The 16,582-nt window shown below is 66.1% G+C and carries 16 protein-coding genes; 1 reads left to right on the top strand and 15 read right to left on the bottom strand.

Annotation, left to right across the window (positions count from 1 at the left end; translation table 11 throughout):
* Positions 1 to 31 precede the first annotated feature (31 nt).
* The 10 genes from ABFX29_RS06575 to ABFX29_RS06530 all read right to left on the bottom strand — a co-directional run bounded on the left by ABFX29_RS06575 (position 32) and on the right by ABFX29_RS06530 (position 10,175).
* The gene (locus tag ABFX29_RS06575) at positions 32 to 1,945 is read right to left on the bottom strand and encodes an NHL domain-containing thioredoxin family protein (protein ID WP_152225930.1); all 1,914 of its coding nucleotides are present in this window, start codon (positions 1,943 to 1,945) and stop codon (positions 32 to 34) included.
* Entirely contained in the window at positions 1,942 to 4,089 is a 2,148-nt protein-coding gene (locus tag ABFX29_RS06570; RefSeq protein ID WP_152225928.1) for a bifunctional copper resistance protein CopD/cytochrome c oxidase assembly protein, read from the bottom strand. Before ABFX29_RS06570 ends, ABFX29_RS06575 begins: the two co-directional genes overlap by 4 nt.
* A 136-nt stretch (positions 4,090 to 4,225) precedes the next feature.
* On the bottom strand, positions 4,226 to 4,510 hold the full coding sequence (locus ABFX29_RS06565; RefSeq protein WP_055239039.1) for an HU family DNA-binding protein: 285 nt from the start codon (positions 4,508 to 4,510) through the stop codon (positions 4,226 to 4,228).
* 236 nt (positions 4,511 to 4,746) lie between these two features.
* Complete coding sequence (gene rpsN, locus ABFX29_RS06560) at positions 4,747 to 5,052, bottom strand: 30S ribosomal protein S14 (RefSeq protein ID WP_055239038.1); 306 nt, start codon at positions 5,050 to 5,052, stop codon at positions 4,747 to 4,749.
* A 2-nt stretch (positions 5,053 to 5,054) separates the two neighbouring features.
* A complete protein-coding gene (rpmG, locus tag ABFX29_RS06555) occupies positions 5,055 to 5,222 on the bottom strand; it encodes a 50S ribosomal protein L33 (protein WP_013602737.1) in 168 nt (55 codons plus the stop codon).
* Positions 5,222 to 5,458, bottom strand: a complete 237-nt coding sequence (gene rpmB, locus ABFX29_RS06550) for a 50S ribosomal protein L28 (protein ID WP_055239037.1) — start codon at positions 5,456 to 5,458, stop codon at positions 5,222 to 5,224. The genes rpmG and rpmB overlap by 1 nt, the downstream gene beginning before the upstream one ends.
* Positions 5,459 to 5,812: 354 nt before the next feature.
* Positions 5,813 to 6,958: a glucose-1-phosphate adenylyltransferase family protein gene (locus ABFX29_RS06545; protein ID WP_152225926.1), complete on the bottom strand. Its 1,146-nt coding sequence runs from the start codon at positions 6,956 to 6,958 to the stop codon at positions 5,813 to 5,815.
* Positions 6,959 to 7,459: a MarR family winged helix-turn-helix transcriptional regulator gene (locus tag ABFX29_RS06540; RefSeq protein ID WP_152225924.1), complete on the bottom strand. Its 501-nt coding sequence runs from the start codon at positions 7,457 to 7,459 to the stop codon at positions 6,959 to 6,961. It abuts the gene before it with no gap.
* 112 nt (positions 7,460 to 7,571) lie between these two features.
* Positions 7,572 to 9,146 carry an MFS transporter gene (locus ABFX29_RS06535; protein ID WP_152225922.1) on the bottom strand — a complete coding sequence of 525 codons (1,575 nt, stop codon included), beginning with the start codon at positions 9,144 to 9,146 and terminating at the stop codon, positions 7,572 to 7,574.
* A gap of 255 nt (positions 9,147 to 9,401) precedes the next feature.
* A complete protein-coding gene (locus ABFX29_RS06530) occupies positions 9,402 to 10,175 on the bottom strand; it encodes an SGNH/GDSL hydrolase family protein (protein WP_152225920.1) in 774 nt (257 codons plus the stop codon).
* Positions 10,176 to 10,264: 89 nt separating this feature from the next.
* Between ABFX29_RS06530 and ABFX29_RS06525 the strand changes: the two genes are divergently transcribed.
* Positions 10,265 to 11,257 (top strand): diacylglycerol/lipid kinase family protein, encoded by a 993-nt coding sequence (locus ABFX29_RS06525; protein WP_152225917.1) that lies wholly within the window; start codon positions 10,265 to 10,267, stop codon positions 11,255 to 11,257.
* 60 nt (positions 11,258 to 11,317) lie between these two features.
* Here ABFX29_RS06525 and ABFX29_RS06520 read toward each other — a convergent pair whose 3' ends face one another.
* The 5 genes from ABFX29_RS06520 to ABFX29_RS06500 all read right to left on the bottom strand — a co-directional run bounded on the left by ABFX29_RS06520 (position 11,318) and on the right by ABFX29_RS06500 (position 16,328).
* The gene (locus ABFX29_RS06520; RefSeq protein ID WP_246167241.1) at positions 11,318 to 12,109 is read right to left on the bottom strand and encodes a M23 family metallopeptidase; all 792 of its coding nucleotides are present in this window, start codon (positions 12,107 to 12,109) and stop codon (positions 11,318 to 11,320) included.
* A gap of 216 nt (positions 12,110 to 12,325) precedes the next feature.
* Positions 12,326 to 13,399 carry a siderophore-interacting protein gene (locus ABFX29_RS06515; RefSeq protein WP_152225915.1) on the bottom strand — a complete coding sequence of 358 codons (1,074 nt, stop codon included), beginning with the start codon at positions 13,397 to 13,399 and terminating at the stop codon, positions 12,326 to 12,328.
* Complete coding sequence (locus ABFX29_RS06510) at positions 13,396 to 14,283, bottom strand: ABC transporter ATP-binding protein (protein ID WP_152225913.1); 888 nt, start codon at positions 14,281 to 14,283, stop codon at positions 13,396 to 13,398. Before ABFX29_RS06510 ends, ABFX29_RS06515 begins: the two co-directional genes overlap by 4 nt.
* 3 nt (positions 14,284 to 14,286) lie before the next feature.
* A complete protein-coding gene (locus tag ABFX29_RS06505) occupies positions 14,287 to 15,249 on the bottom strand; it encodes a FecCD family ABC transporter permease (protein WP_246167355.1) in 963 nt (320 codons plus the stop codon).
* Between the two features lie 89 nt (positions 15,250 to 15,338).
* Entirely contained in the window at positions 15,339 to 16,328 is a 990-nt protein-coding gene (locus ABFX29_RS06500) for a FecCD family ABC transporter permease (protein WP_152227239.1), read from the bottom strand.
* Positions 16,329 to 16,582 lie beyond the last annotated feature (254 nt).

Raw genomic sequence — 16,582 nt, 5'->3', positions numbered from 1 at the left:
ATACGGGCAGTTTCTGTAATCTCGATGGTGCCTAGTCGAGGCCGCGGAGGTCCAGGGTCAGCTCCGTTTCGCCGCCGGCCTGCATCAGGACCGGAATCCCCCAGTCCTGCTGGTAGAGGTGGCAGGCTGCATGGTCCGGAATCTCTCCCCCGGGCTCGCCGTCGCAGGCCGCAGCGCGGGCGGTGATGTGCAGGACACCCTCGGGAACGGTATCGGACAGGACCAGTTCACGGACCAGCCCGACGGCGGTTCCCCCGCCGGAGACGAGCAGTTCCTCCGGGGAGGAGGAGATCTTCAGCTGGGTGGGATCTCCCCAGCGGTCGTCGAGCTTCTGTCCCTTGGGAGCAGCGAACCGCACGGTCAGTCCCAGGGCTCCCGGCTCAATAGCCGTCTTGGGCCGCTGGGTCTGCCGGGCCCCTTCGTCCACGGACTGCGCTTCCTTGGGGATCGGCAACCGGACCAGCTGGTGCTTGTTGGCCTCCACGACCACCAGGAGCGGCTCGCCGGCGGTCGAGTCCACCAGGACCCCCGAAGGCTCTGCGAGGCCGCGGGAGAGGGTGGAGACGGTCTGCGTCGCCGGGTCGTAGCGGCGCACTGCTCCATTGTAGGTATCGGCGATCGCCACGGAGCCGTCCGGAAGGACAGCGACTCCCAGCGGGTGCTGGAGGCGCGCCTCGGAAGCGTCGCCGTCGCGGTAGCCGAAGTCGAACAGGCCTGCGCCGACGGCGGTGTCCACCGTGACGGCGGGCTTGCCTGCGGCGGAGGTGTCGAAGCGGAGCCGGCGGAGCGCGGACGTCTCGGAGTCGGCGACCCAGATGCTGCCTTCAGCGTCCTGGGCCAGCCCGGATGACTGGGCGAACCACACGGCGTCACCGTCGCCGTCGAGCAGTCCCTCCAGGCCGGTGCCGGCCAGGATGGACAGCGCGCCGGTGGCGGGGTCGAAGGCAAAGATCTGGTGGGTGCCGGCCATGGCCACCACGGCCTGGCCCAGCGCCGTGGACCACAGCACGTCCCACGGGGAGGACAGGGACGTTCCCAGCGGGTCGGTTCCAAGGTCAGTGGACGCCGGTGCGGACTGGTTCTCAGCGTCAAGCAGCCGCTGAACGCCGTTACCGGCCACGGTGGTGACGGCTCCCGTTGCCAGGTTCACGCCGCGCAGGCGGTGGTTGACGGTGTCGGCAACAAGCACGTCGTAGTCGAGGGTCTCGGCCACGGCCGCTGGGAGCACGGTCAGGCCCTGCGGTTCGTTGAACCGGGCCGTACCGGCATCGCCGTCGCGCCAGCCCTTGGTTCCTTCACCGATGACGCGGCGCACGGTGGCCAGGTCCGCTTCAAGTTCCACCAGCCGGTGGTGGCCGGTGTCCGCGACCAGGAAGGTTCCCTCAGGCAGCGCGACCGCCTTGCCCGGGAACCGCAGGTCACCGGAGGTGGCTTCAGCGGGAACGTAGGGGCCGTCGCCGCGGTGCAGGGTGCCCTTGGCCTCGTGCTCTGCAACGAGCTCCGCTACGAGTGATTCAAGTCCGGCGGCGTGGCCTTCACCGGAGAGGTGGGCCACGATGTAGCCCTCGGGGTCGATGACCACCAGGGTGGGCCAGGCACGGGCCGTGTAGGCCTGCCAGGTGACCAGCTCCGGGTCATCGAGGACCGGGTGGTGGATTTCGTAGCGTTCGACGGCGGCGGCCAGCGCCACCGGATCGGCCTCGTGCTCGAACTTGGGCGAGTGGACGCCCACTGTCACCAGGACGTCGGAGTACTTCTCTTCCAGCGGCCGCAGCTCATCGAGGACATGGAGGCAGTTGATGCAGCAGAAGGTCCAGAAGTCCAGCAGGACGATCTTGCCGCGGAGGTCTTCCAGCCCCAGCTGCTTCCCGCCCGTGTTGAGCCAGTTGCGGCCTTCCAGCTCGGAGGCCCGGACGCGGTATCCGGCGCGCACCGTTTCAGTCATCTGCGTTCTCCTTGGTCTGTCCTTGCATCACGTTCGGCCAGCTGGGCGAACATATTGTTGTAAGCCGTAAGTTCAGCATCGTTATTCCGTTCGGCCGCACGGTCTTTGCGTTTTGTTTCACGTGCATCCGTCCGGGACCACTGGAGAGCGACGCCGATCGCCACCAGAACCGTGGGAACTTCGCCGATTCCCCACATGATCGCTCCGCCAAGCTGCTGGTCTTCCAGGGCGCTCACGCCCCAGTCGCGGCCCATGTTGCCGAAGTAGGACGCCTGGATCAGTGAGGTCTGGCCCATCACGGCCACGCCGAAGAACGCGTGGAACGCCATGGTGGCCAGCAGGATGACGAGTCGCAGCGGGTAGGGTGCCCGGCTGGGAAGCGGGTCGATCCCGATCATGGTGAGGATGAAGATGTAGCCGGTGAGCAGGAAGTGCAGCACCATCAGTTCATGGCCCACGTGCTCGCGCAGCGCGAAGCCAAAGAGGTCCGAGTAGTAGAAGATCACGATGGAGCCGGCGAAGTTCACTGCGGCGAAGATCGGGTTCGTGATGATCTTCGAGTACCGCGAATGCACCGCGATCAGGATCCATTCGCGCAGGCCGCGGCTGCCGTCCCGGCGCGGGGTCAGCGCCTTCAGTGCCAGGGTAACGGGAGCCCCGAGGACCAGGAACAGCGGCACCACCATGGTCAGCGCCATGTGTGCGAGCATGTGCGTGCTGAAGAGCACCATGCCGTATACGGCGGGCGCGCCGGAGGTGACGTAGGTGAGTGCGATCAGGCCCACGAACCAGCACAGCGTCCGTACCAGGGACCATTTGTCTCCCCGGCGGCGGACCTTGATGACACCCAGCACGTAGGCCGCGCCAATGGTCACGACGATCGCGACCCACAGCCAGTCGAAGCGCCACTCGGTGAGGAAGCGTTCTGCGGTAAGTTCCGGCGGCAGATCGTAGCCTGTGAGGATACGGGCCGGCGAGGCGTTCGGCGGCAGTTCCTCCGGCCGCGGCGGGGCCGTGCGGGCCAGGGCTGCCGCGACGCCGGAGATGGCGCCCATGATGAGCAGTTCGACGCCGATCAGTTGCCACAGCACCCGGCGGGCACTCATCGAGCGCGGAGTCTCCGCGGACGTACCCTTGGTGGACCCGGCAGCCTGGGCCGGCAGCTGCGGAATGATCCAGCGCCGGTGCAGGAAGCCGAGGATGCCCAGTACCAGCGTGGCAGCAACCTTGAACAGGACCAGGGCGCCCCAGGGCGAATCGAGCTGCGCCAGGGACGTGATCCGGAGCGAGGCGTTGACCAGGCCGGAGGCGGAGACCAGCACGAAGCCGAAGCCTGCCAGTGCCGAGAAGCGGCGGAGGACCACCCCGGTGATGTCGCCAAGCTGCTTGGCGATGACGGCGAGGACGATGATCCCGCCGATCCATACGCACACACCGATCAGGTGCAGGCCGATCGAGTTCACCGCAGCGCTGTGGTCATCTCCGCCGGCGGCGTGGCCAACCAGGGCCATGGGCAGCAGGCCACCGGCCGCCAGCACAAGCGTGAGGGCCAGGCCTGTCAGGGAACGGACGCCGAACGTCAGGGTAGTCACGACGGCGGCAATGATGCTGACTGCCAGCCACGCGCGCCCGGTCGCAAAATCTGTGAGGAAGGATGCAAGTCCGTCGGTGTAGGAGGGGTCCGGGCTCAGCGGGAGGCCGGAGACATCCGAGTAGGTGAAGAGCATGACCGCGATCGCGGACAGGGTCCACAGAGCCGCGGCGCCGGAGGCAAGGTACATGGCCTGCGTGAAGGCAGGATGCTCGGGGCGCGTCTCTGCTTCGCCCCTGCCGAGCCTGGGGCCGGCGTGCTTGGGAAGAATGAAGACGGCGAATACCAGGGCGCCAATAACTGCCGCGACGGCACCGTTCTGCACCGCCTTTGCGATGGGCAGCCCCCAGCGGGTCAGCGCTCCGGGATCCGAGAGCTGCGATGCTGCGGCCGCGCCGGTGAAGAGCAGCGCAACGCTCAGGGCAAGGACCATGACACCGGCACCGGCAGCCAGCCAGCCGTTGCGTGCGGGGTGTCCGGGTTCGGACGCCTGTCCGGCAGGACGGCCCGGCAGGGTGTTCTGGGTCTTGGCAGAGTTTGGCACGGTATCCATTCTCTACCCCTTGTAAAAATTGGGCCAATCACGGCCGCTCTTTGGACCAGGGCGGGAGGGAGCAAACCGCCCGCCGGGCCCGGGGACACGAAGGGCCGGCACCATCCGGTACCGGCCCTTCGGGAAAGCGAAAATACTACTTCTTGGCGACAGCAGCCTTCAGCTTGGAGCCTGCGGTCAGCTTGACGCTGTGGCCGGCCGGGATCTGAATGGTTTCGCCGGTCTGCGGGTTGCGGCCCTGGCGAGCTGCACGGTCGGTGCGCTCAACAGCAAGCCAGCCCGGGATGGTGATCTTCTCGCCGTTGGCAACGGAAGTGGCGAAGATGTCGAAGACAGCATCGAGCACGCCGTTAACGGCGGTCTGGCTGTTGCCGGACTTCTCTGCGACAGCGGCAACAAGTTCACTGCGGTTCATAGCCAATTTATGTCCTCCTGGACTCTGGTGTTTAGCGCGAGCGGTTCACGGATGCGTAACCGCCTCTGTTCGAAAACTTACCAGCTTAGAAGCCTAAATCACGCTGAAAACCGCGGGTTTTCGCGGATTTTTCGGGTTTTTGGGCAAAATCCGTGCTGTTTTGGATGCGGAGAACTCGCGGGTATGCAAAAAGGGCGGCAACCGGAGGGGTTGCCGCCCTTTTCAGGCGTGGAAAGCGGAGCTTACCAGCTGGACTTCTTGATGCCGGGCAGTTCGCCGGCGTGAGCCATATCGCGGAAACGCACGCGGGAGATACCGAACTTCTGGAGGGTACCCCGGGGGCGGCCGTCGATCTGGTCGCGGTTGCGCAGGCGGACCGGAGAAGCGTTGCGGGGAAGCTTCTGCAGGCCGAGGCGTGCTGCTTCGCGTGCTTCGTCAGTCGCGTTCGGGTCGACCAGGGTCTTCTTCAGTTCGAGGCGCTTGGCAGCGTAGCGCTCAACAACAACCTTGCGCTGCTCGTTGCGGGCAATCTTGGACTTCTTTGCCATTCTTAGCGCTCCTCACGGAATTCGACGTGCTGGCGGATCTTGGGGTCGTACTTCTTCAGAACCATGCGGTCCGGGTCGTTACGACGGTTCTTGCGGGTCACGTAGGTGTACCCGGTGCCGGCGGTCGACTTCAGCTTGATGATCGGACGAACGTCCTTATCCTTAGCCACTAGAGCTTCACACCCTTCGCGAGGAGTTCGGTGACGACTGCGTCAATGCCGCGGACGTCGATCGTCTTGATGCCGCGTGCAGAAACCTGCAGCGTCACGTTGCGGCGCAGGGACGGAACCCAGTAGCGCTTCTTCTGAATATTCGGGTCGAACCGACGCTTGTTGCGGCGGTGCGAGTGCGAAATGCTGTGACCAAAGCCGGGAACAGCTCCGGTTACCTGGCAGTAAGCTGCCATGATCTCTCCTCCAGTTGTAGTAAATATGACGGTCCTCAAAAAACAAGCACCAGGCGATGCCGCCATGGCACCTGCAATAAAGAGCGTCCCGCCACCAGTTTTGACACCGTTATTACTGCGACTTTCCGGAGGTTGACCTGGCGGGGTGAGATCCAGCCGAAGTGCCTCGCCGCGGGGAAGACGGTGAAGTTCGGGCAGCCACAGCAGCAATCCGCTGCGACAGCCTTCAATTCTAGGTTTATACGGGCGGCCACGCAAATGCCCTGGTCCGTACCCTTGCGGGGCCAAACCAGATCATGGGCGCGACTTAACGCCTTCCTATCCTAAACGGTGCAGGGCCCTGATCCAAACCGGCTAATCAGCGGAGGGCTTCTCCAGCGCTCCGGCGGCGGTCACGACGGCGATCCCGGTTTCCGGGTCCTCTTTGGCGCCGTCCAGGTCGGTTGCGCCTCCCACCACTGCACCCGAATCCACCACCATGTTCCGCAGCCGGGCACCGGTGATGACGCGCACGCCGTCCAGCAGCACACAGCCGTGGACCTCGGCACCGGGTTCAATGTGGCAGTCCGGTCCCACTACGCTGCGGGTGACCTGGCCGTCCACCCGCGAACCGGGAGCAAGGAGGCTGGTTTCCACCTGTGCCGAGGCACCCACGAAGGCGGGGAGGCGGCGCGGAGTGGCGGAGAGGATCGGCCACGCCGGGTCATCAAAGACCAGGCCGTGTCCGTCAAGCAGGTCCATATGCGCCTGGTGGTAGCTGTCCGGGGTTCCCATGTCCCGCCAGTACCCGTCCAACCGGTGTTCGATGACCTTTTCCCGCTCCACCAGGTAGGGCAGGAGCTGGTCGCCGTAGTCTTCCAGCTTGCCGTCGCGTTCCATGAGTTCTTCCAGGCTGCGCAGCAGCACCTCGGCGTCGTAGAGGAAGATCTCCGCAGCGATCAGGTCCGACTTGGGCTTTTCCGGCTTGTACTCGAATCCGGTGACCGTGCCGTTCTCCACTTCCAGGACACCGTGTTCGGACGGCTCGTTGTTAATCCGGTAGCTCACCACGGTCAGCGCCGCCCCGGCGGAGGTGTGCGCCGCGATGACATCGCGGTAATCGAGCCTGTACAGGTGGTCCGCGCTGAGCACTAGGACCAGGTCCGGATCATATTCGCGGATGTAGTCGACCTGGCGGTACAGGGCATCTGCATTGCCCTCGGCGAATCCTTCCCCCTCCGACCCCTGGTACGGCGGCAGCACCCGCAGCCCGCCGTTGGTGCGGTCCAGGTCCCAGGGACGCCCGCTGACCAGGTGGTCGTTCAGGGACTTCGGCTCGTACTGCTCAACGATCCACACATCGCTGAGACCGGAGTTGTGCAGGTTCGAAAGCGGGATATCGATCAGCCTGTAGGAACCGCCCACCGGCATGGCCGGCTTGGCGCGGGTATCCGTGAGGCTCCCGAGCCTTCCGCCGGAACCTCCGGCAAGGATGATGGTCAGTATCCGCGGCTGGCGCATTCAGGTTCCTTTGGTCGGGGCGCCCGGACGGTCCGAGGCCGGATCGAGCAGGGTCAGGATTTTCGTGCCAATCCGGGTCAGGTCTGCCACGTCCTGGTCATCCAAGGCGTCGAAGACCGCTTCGCGGACTGTTTGAACGTGCCCGGGAGCGAGTTCGACCAGCGCTGCCATGCCCTCTTCCGTGAGTGCCGCCGTCGTCACCCGGGCGTCTGCCGGGGAAGGGAAGCGGCGCATCCAGCCGCGCGCCTCGAGTTTCTTCACTACGTGCGAGAGGCGGGAGAGGGAAGCGTTGGAGCGTGAGGCAAGTTCGCTCATGGCCAGCTGCTGGCCCTCGGCCTCCGATGTCATGGCCAGTACGTGGTAATCGAAGAGAGTGATCCGCGCCCGGCGGAAGAGATCGGCGTCGAGGGTCCCCGGCAGCCGCGTGGCCACGGCATAGAGCGCCAGCCATGCGCTGCGCTCCTGCGGGGTAAGCCACGGGCCGGACTGCTGTTCGGTCATGGGGGTAATTCTCTCACGTCACTTGAGCCTTCAAGCCTCCGCCCAAAGGCCAGTTGGGGTCCTTACCAGCACGGAAAAGGGCCCCAGCTGACCTTTCGGCGGCGGGCAGGGGCTAGCCGGCCGGCTGGCGGTCATCCACTCCAGCCGCCCCGGCCGAGTCGAACGGCAGGGAGTCCAGATCCAGCAACGGGTTCTCGTCCTGGGTCGCAACCAGCTCGCGGGCCTCCTCTTCAGTGGCCACGCTGGGCATGGAGCCAGGCATGGGCCGCTTGGCGGATTCCTTCATGATGCCGATGGCGACGGCGCCGATGGCGGACGTAACCATCAGGTAGTAGGCCGGCATCATGTCATTGCCGGTGAGGGTAATCAGGCCCTGCATGATCAGCGGAGCGGTGCCGCCGAAGATAGCCACGGCAAAGTTGTAGGCAATACCCATGGCACCGTAACGGCTGGCCGTGGGGAAGAGCGCCGGCAATGCCGAAGCGAGGTTCGCGACGTAGAACGTCACCGGTATGGCCAGCAGCCCCAGGCCCAGCAGGGTGGTCCAGATGGGCCCCTGGTCGATGAGCACAAACGCGGGGATGGCCAGCACGATCGTGGAGCCGGCACCCATCCAGAGCACCGGGCGGCGGCCGATCCGGTCCGAGAGCCGTCCCGTGAGCGGGATGCACAGCGCCATGATGACCAGTACGGGAATGGTCAGCAGTGTGCCGTGGAGCGGATCGTAGCCCTTCGAATCCGTCAGGTAGGAAGGCATATAAGAGGTCAGGGCGTAGCCGACCGTGTTGGCCGCGGCCACCAGGACCATGGCCAGCACGATTGGCCGCCAGTACGTCCGGAAGATTCCGAAGGTTCCCTGGGCGACGTCGTCCTTATCAAGCTCCTTGCCCGCAGCGGAAGCAGCTTGCTCTTCCTGCGCGTCCAGGGTTGCCTGGAAGGCCGGGGATTCCTCGATCTTCAGGCGGAAGTAAATCGCAATGGCACCCAGCGGTCCGGCAATGAGGAACGGGATGCGCCAGCCCCAGTCGAGCATGGTTTCTTCACTGAGGGTCAGCTGGAGAGTGGATACCGTCAGTGCGCCGAGGGCGAAGCCCATGTAGCTGCCGAGGTCCAGGATGCTGGCCAGGAATCCGCGGCGCTTGTCAGGGGCGTACTCGGAGACAAAGGTGGTGGCACCGGCATATTCCCCGCCGGTGCTGAAGCCCTGCAGCAGCTTCATTGCGACCAGCAGCACCGGAGCAGCCATGCCGATCTGCGCATAGCCCGGCAGCAGGCCGATCGCGAAGGTGGACGCAGCCATGAGGATCAGTGTGGTGGCCAGCGTCTTCTGGCGGCCGATCCGGTCGCCAATGCGGCCAAAGATCACGCCGCCAAGGGGGCGGGCAACAAAGGTTGCCGCGAACACGCCCAGGCTGAACAGCAGCTGGGAGGCCGGGTCGGCGTCGGAAAGGAAAACTGCGCCCATGGTGACGGCGAGATAGCCGTAGACGCCAATGTCGAACCATTCCATGGTGTTGCCGACTACGGTGCCGCCGACGGCTTTTTTCATCATGGCGTGGTCGACCACGTTTACGTCTTCCACCTCAAGGCGACGGCGGCGAAGCGGATTCCGCTTCGGTTTGCGCGGCGCGGTGCCCGGGAGTGAACCGGGCGGAGCGGTGCTCGAATCAGGTGCTTCTTGCTGCATTTGGGCCTTTTTCTCTAGAGGTCATCTGCGTAGGGCAATTGCATCCCTGTGCCGGCCCCAAGCCGGCAGACCCACAAGTTTAGAAAAGAAGGCCGCTTTTCCCGAATCGTAAGGGTACTTATCCCTATGCGAACATGAGGCGGCGCCGGTAGTTGCCACTATCCATGCGGGGTTTCGAATAAATTGTGAAGTGCGTCACAGTGGATGATTTTTAGGGTCTAGGCCGCGCGTTTTCCGCCGTCCCGCGGGCAGCACCTAGCCCTGCGGAGTGAGCTGCACCGGAGAAGGAAAACGGGCACTCAGGTTGTCGCCGGAGGACACTCCGCGCAGGCGCCGGCTGACCCACGGTCCGAGGTACTCCCGGGCCCAGCGGGCGTCATGCTTCAGCCGCTGGATCCGGTCACGGGCGGGCAGGGTATCCAGCTCAGGAACATCCAGGGCATCGGTGGCACGCAGCACCTCGAGGACCTTCTTCGCCGTGAGGATGTGCCCGGCCGGAGACATGTGCAGCCGGTCCACATCCCAGTAGCGTTCATCCTGCAGGACCTTCAGCCGCCAGTAGTCAACCAGGATCGCACCGTGTGCGTCGGCGGATTCCCGCACCAGCTCGTTGTACAGGGCGGTTCGGCCCCTAGTCCGGCCGAAAATCGGTGACTGGCCCGAGTCGAACCCGGTAAACACCAGCACCGCCGCACCGGAGGCGCGCAGGCGGCCAATCGCGGAATCATAGGCAGCCACGATGGCGTCGATATCCACCTTGGGGCGCAGGATGTCGTTGCCGCCGGCATAGATGCTGACGAGGGTGGGCTCGAGTTCCAGGGCCGGCTCGATCTGCTCATCGATAACCTGGCGCAGCTTCTTTCCGCGGATGGCCAGGTTGGCATAGCCCCAGGAGGGGTCCGCCAAAGCCAGCTGCTCCGCCACGCGGTCAGCCCAGCCGCGGACGCCGTTGGGGCGGGACGGATCCCAGTCCCCCACACCTTCGGTAAAGGAATCTCCAAGGGCCACGTATCGCTGCGAGAAAGTCACCCCCACAGCCTACAAGCCGTTCTACGCCCCGTCGGCCGGGCGGCAGTCTAGACTCAGAGCCGGAACACTCCCGTCGATCGAAGGGCACCATGTCCAGCCAGTCCCAGACGCAGAACGCGCCCGCACCAGGCGCACGCGATGCCGGGCGGCGCGCCGCCGTCGTCATCAATCCCACCAAGAAGACCGCCGTGGACATCCGCGCGCTAGTGGAGGAAGTCTGTGCCGGCGAAGGCTGGGACGCTCCGCTGTGGCTGGAGACTGAGGCAGACGACCCGGGCCACGGCATGGCACGCCGGGCCCTGGAAGAGGGAGCCGACGTCGTCATCGCCGCCGGCGGCGACGGCACCGTTCGATGCGTGGCTGCGGAGCTGGCCGGGACGAACACTCCGCTGGGGCTGCTGCCGCTGGGCACCGGCAACCTGCTGGCCCGGAACCTGGATGTTCCGGTGGACGACCCTGAGGCTGCCATCCGCACGGCGCTTCGCGGAACCGAGCGCCGCATCGATGTAGTCCACGTAAAGGTGGACGAGGCGGTGGACAGCGACATCTTCCTGGTCATGGCCGGGCTTGGATACGACGCCGTGATGATGGGGGACACGAATACCGCCCTGAAGGACAGGGTGGGCTGGCTGGCCTACGTGGACGCAGGCATCCGGAACCTTCCCGGCAAACCGGTGAAGACAATGATTTCGATTGACGGCGGCAAGCCGTTCTCCCGACGGCTGCGCAGCGTCATGGGCGGAAACTGCGGCAAGATCATGGGTGGCCTGGAGGTTTTCCCCGGTGCGAAGATCGACGACGGCTTGCTGGACATCATGACCATGGCCCCGAAGGGCAGCCTGGGCTGGCTGTCGGTTGTTGCCGGGCTGCTGCGCCGCGGCAAGGGCCGGGGAACGGCCGTGGAGTATTTCCAGTGCCGCAGCGCCGATATCTGGGCCGACACCCCGCAGGATTTCGAAATGGACGGCGACCACCTGGGCAGCGCCACGCGCCTCTCGCTGCGGGTTGATCCGGGCGCCCTGCGGATCAGGATGCCGCACGGAAAGAAGGATCCGGCGATCCTCACCAATCCGGAGCCGTAGTCCCTTCTGACGGTTAAACGCATCAGCCCCCGCCATGCGGGGGCTGATTGCGTTTGTGCACTAGAGCCAGGTCATGGGGTCGATGTACTCGCCGTGGACAAGGACTTCAAAGTGCAGGTGCGGTCCGGTGGAGTTTCCGGTGCTGCCCACGGCCCCAATCACCTCGCCCTCCCCGACGGCCTGGCCGGGCTCGACCCAAATGTCATTCAGGTGGTTGTAGGTGGTCTGGACCCCGTCACCGTGATCGACGACGATGCGCAGCCCGCCGCCTCCGTTGGTGTGCCAGCCGGCTTCGACCACGGTTCCGCCCCGGGCGGAGCGCACTTCAGCGCCCAGCGCGCCGCGGAAATCGGTGCCGGTGTGCCATTCCTGTCCATACCCGGTCATGGGGTTGATCCGCCATCCGAAAGGAGAGGTGATGACCATGCCATCCACCGGGACGGGAGGCTTGGCAGGTGTTTCTTCGGCAACGGGGGCAGTGGAGCCGGTGCCGTCCTCGACGGGCGCTTCCGCTTCCGCCTGCTGCTCATCGGCAAGCGGCCGGGTATTGACCAGCTGCCGCTCGGAAACCGTTTCGGGCGCATCCAGGGTTGCTGCTTCGGCCACGCCAAATACCATTCCGCTGAGCAGCAGGGACGCGCCGGTTCCGAGTGCCGCCGTCTTGCGTGCGGGGGTGCTGTACGCGCGGGCACGCCGAAGGAGGTCCTGCATCTGGGGGGAGAGGACAAACCGGCTGCCGGCTTCAGGACCGGCGTGCTTGCCGGGTGTGCGGTAACGGGACGCCGCTTCCGTAACGTACCGGCGGAGAACGCCTGCCAGGTGTCGGGCTGTCTCGTTTACTTTGGGGGTCACGCAACCTCCACTGTGGATAGACAACAGTTCTGTCGGTAATGCGGTTGCCTCTTGAGGGCGTGCGAGAGCCACGGGAAAAGTGGAAGTGATTTCCTCCAGTTTAGCCAAGCCCGTCTTGACAGTGGCGCTTTTGTGTTCAACTAAACAGGAGCGCGTGGCGGGTTCTACAGCGCAGTCAGCCGCGCTGGTTCACACCGTGCAGCGCACCGGACAGCCCTAGCTGGCTTCGGCGCGTCCCTGCCGCCAGTAGCCCATAAAGGCCACCTGCTTGCGGTCGATCCCGGCGTCCCGGACCAGGTAACGGCGCAACCCTCGGACTACTGCCGCTTCACCTGCAATCCAGGCATAGAACGGCAGCGCACCGGCGGGAGTGTTGGGGCTGGGAGAACCCTTTACTACTTCGGGAGCAAGCCGGGCGGGTGTTTCCCAGAGGATCACGGAATCGATATCCACGTCCTCCAGTACCGGCCGGCGGGCCGGAACAGGTGCAGCCGTTTCCGCGCGCTCCACCGTGGCATAGCCCGGCACCGCGACGGCGTCCCGCACGGCGGCCTCCAAGGCTTCACCGTGCGCCCTCCCGTTGCGGGGCAGCCAGCTGATGTTCACCTGGGAAGCAGTGGTGAGCGCCTGGATGTCCCCGGCGTCGGGAACTTCCAGCAGTGCGTGGCCGGTGAAGCCTTCGGGAAGGTTTTCCAGGATGGAGGCGATCGCCGGCACCGCGGTCTCATCTCCGGCCAGCAGTACGTGCTGGGCCATCCCGGGGCGCCATTCAATGCCGCCGTAGGACTCTGCCGTGACGCAGTGCACTGCGTTGGGGCCGATAACCGTAACACGGTCCCCCGGCTGCGCCGCTGCTGCCCAGGTGGACGCCGGACCGCCCACGCCGTCGGCGTCGAAGTGCAGGACGAAGTCGACGTCGATCTCCGGTTCGGGCGCGGAGCAGCGGGAGGCGCGGACGGTGTACGTGCGCATCGAGCCGCGGGTCCGGGCATCCATAGCGAGCCAGTTCCGGTACCACCCGGCGTCGTCGCAGTCGATGGGAGGCAGGGGTGCACGGGTGCCGTCGGCAGCCTCGGGCGGAATGACTACCTTGATCCGCAGGTCGTCCGTGCTGCCCTGCACCCCGAATTCGCGGAGGCATTCCCCGCCGAACGTGATGCGCTGGAAGTTCGCGCTGAGCCGCTCAACGTTCCGGACCTCGACGTCGAAGGCCAGCACTGCAGCATTGGCACCCGGGCGCCGTGCCGGGGCAGCAGCGGCTGCCGTCGAGGTGGTGCGGGTAGCGGTCATGAAGCTGCCTCCATAGGATTGCGGTTCTCGCGGCGGGAATCGTGCGGGTTGGGCAGGTAGCCCATGGCAGGGGGCTTGGCGGCCGGGGCAGGGCGGGAATGGTGGCGTCCTACCGGGACCACCATGGGAGTGCCGGAAACCGGGTCGGGGATGACGGCGGCTTCCAGTCCAAAAACGTCCTGGACCAGTTCCTCGGTCACAACCTCGGCCGGGGCGCCCTGGGCGGCGATGCAGCCGTCCTTCATGGCAATGAGGTGGTCTGCGTAGCGAGCGGCCAGGTTCAGGTCATGCAGGACGATCACCACGGTGGTGCCCGCCCGCCGGTTCAGGTCAGTGACCAGGTCCAGGACCTCCACCTGGTGGGTGACGTCCAGGAAGGTGGTGGGCTCGTCGAGGAGCAGGATGTCCGTCTGCTGGGCCAGCGCCATGGCGATCCAGACCCGCTGGCGCTGTCCGCCGGAGAGCTCGTCAATGTCGCGTCCGGCCAGTTCCAGCGTCCCGGTGGCTTCCAGCGCGGCGGCGACGGCGGCGTCGTCCTCCGCGTTCCATTGCCGGAACCAGCCCTGGTGCGGGTAGCGGCCGCGGCCCACAAGGTCCGCGACAGTGATTCCGTCCGGCGCGTTCGGGGTCTGCGGCAGCAGGCCGAGGGTGCGGGCGACTTCACGGCTGGGCATCGCATTGATGTTCCGGCCGTTCAGCTCTACGACGCCGGAGGCCGGCTTCAGCAGCCGCGCCAGCCCGCGCAGCAGGGTGGACTTTCCGCAGGCATTGGCACCGACGATCACGGTGATCTTTCCGGCGGGCAGCTGGACGCTGAGACCGTCAACCACCGTCCGGTCTGCGTAGGAGAGCACCAGGTCCCGTGCCTCAAGCTTGTTCTGCATGCTTTAGCCTCCTCGGCCTACACGGTTGGAGCTGACGAGCAGCCACAGCAGGAACGGCGCGCCCAGGGCACCGGTCACGACGCCCACGGGCAGCGCACCCGGAAGCAGGTTGCTGGCAACGAAGTCGGCGGCCAGCAGGATGAGGGCACCGGTGAGGCCGGCCGCAGCCAGCGAGGCGCGTCCGCCAATCAGCCGGCGGGAGATGGGGCCGGCCAGGAAAGCCACGAAGGCCACGGGTCCGGCCGCTGCGGTGGCCACTGCAGCCAGTGCTACGCCGGTGAACAGCAGTCCGGCACGTGTCCCCTCCACGGGCAGGCCCAGTCCGGCGGCGAAATCGTCCCCCAGTTCCAGCACCCGCAGGCGCCGGCCCAGCAGGACGGCGGCGGGGATCAGCACCACGAGTGCGGCGGCAACTATGCCGGCACGTTCCCAGGACGCTGCGTTCAGGGACCCGGTAAGCCACACGAGCGACTCCGCTGCAGTACGGACGTCCGTGCGGGTAAGCAGGAAATTCACCACGGCCTGCAGCACCGCGGCGAAGCCGATCCCCATCAGGACCAGCCGGGCGCCCGAGGCTCCGCCGCGGCGGCTGAGCAGGTGCAGCGACACCGCGATCACGCAGGCTCCGATGAGGGCGGCGAGCGAGACGGTTGCCCCGGTGGCGCCGAAGGCCACCATGGCGGTGACCGCTGCGGCGCTGGCTCCGTAGCTGATGCCGATGATGTCCGGGCTGGCCAGCGGGTTGCGCAGCATGGTTTGGAACAGGTGTCCGGAGATTCCGAAGGCCGCGCCGATGAGGACGGCGGTCACGGCGCGCGGCAGTTTGCTCTCCATGACGATGAAGGAGGCTCCGGGGATCCGCTCCCCCGCCAGGATGCGCACAAAATCCGGAAAAGTCACGGTGTAGCTGCCCAGCAGCACGCCGGCGAAGAAGAGCACCACAACACCGGCGGCCAGCACGGCCAGGACGGCGCGGCGTCGGCGTCCACTGCGGCGCCGGACCTCGCGGACGGTTGCGGCTGCAGAAGGATTCTCCTGCAGAAGGGGTGCGGCGCTCACAGCTCGGCCAGCTTCCGCCGGCGGATGATCGCAATAAAGACGGGTGCGCCAATGACGGCGGTCATGATCCCAACCGGAACTTCGCCCGGTGGCAGGATGAGGCGGCCAACGACGTCGGCTACCAGCAGCAGCACAGGCGCCAGCACTGCTGAAAGAACCAGGATCCAGCGATAGTCCGGCCCGGCCAGCCCGCGCACCAGGTGCGGGATCACCAGGCCGAGGAACGCGATGGGACCGGCGGCAGCGGTTGCGGCGCCGCAGAGCAGCACTACGCCAACTGCCATGACTCCGCGGGAAAGGGCGACGTTCTGGCCGAGCCCGCGTGCGACGTCGTCTCCCAGGCTCAGGCCGTTGAGCGCCCGTCCGGAGGCGAGCAGGATTGCCGCACCCACGGCGAGGAATGGAATAAGGGGAAGCAGGACGTCCCAGCCGCGGCCGGAGACCGTGCCGACCTGCCAGAAGCGGAAAGTGTTCAGGGTCTGCTGGCTGGAGACCAGCACGGCAGAGAGCAGGCTCGTCAGTCCGGCAGTCAGGGCTGCGCCGGCCAGCGCCAGCTTCACCGGGGTTGCACCTTCCCGGCCCAGGGCGGCGACGGCGTAGACCAGCAGTGCTGCCAGGGCGGTGCCCGCGAGGGCGAACCACACGTAACCGGTGAACGAGGTGACGCCGAAAACGTAGATGGCAGTGACGACGGCAAACGCGGCACCGGCGTTCAGGCCCATAATGCCCGGGTCCGCCAAAGGATTGCGGGTCATCCCCTGCAGTGCGGTTCCGGCCAGTCCAAGCGCGGCGCCGATCAGAAGCGCGGACACCGTGCGCGGGAGCCGGCTCAGTACGACGGCGTGGTCTCCGTTGGCGGGATCGGCGCTGGTGAGCGCCTGCCAGACGGTGTCCAGGGACAGGGGACGTGCACCCAGGGCGACGGAGGCGAAAGCGGCCACGGCCAGGATGGTCAGGGAAGCTGCCAGCAGGAGCACCGGGGACATCCGGCGGCCGTTCCGCAGGGAGGGCCGGGAACCGGAAACGGGGGTGCGGACCACGGCCGGTGAGGACACGGCGGCACCTCCTGAAGCCAGCGGTATATGACTTAAGTAAGGCTAACCTACGGCTGGTCAGATTAAGAAACAGTTCTGTGCCGTATTACTCACCATGAGACGCGCGAGAGGCCAGTTACGGCTCGTATGGACGCTCAAAAGAGCCGTAACTGGCCTCTCGATGGTGCTTCCGGGCCCCGCTAGGG

The sequence above is a fragment of the Arthrobacter gandavensis genome (assembly GCF_039528575.1).
GTDB lineage: Bacteria > Actinomycetota > Actinomycetes > Actinomycetales > Micrococcaceae > Arthrobacter_B > Arthrobacter_B citreus_B.
This window is presented reverse-complemented; position numbering and strand designations above follow the sequence as displayed.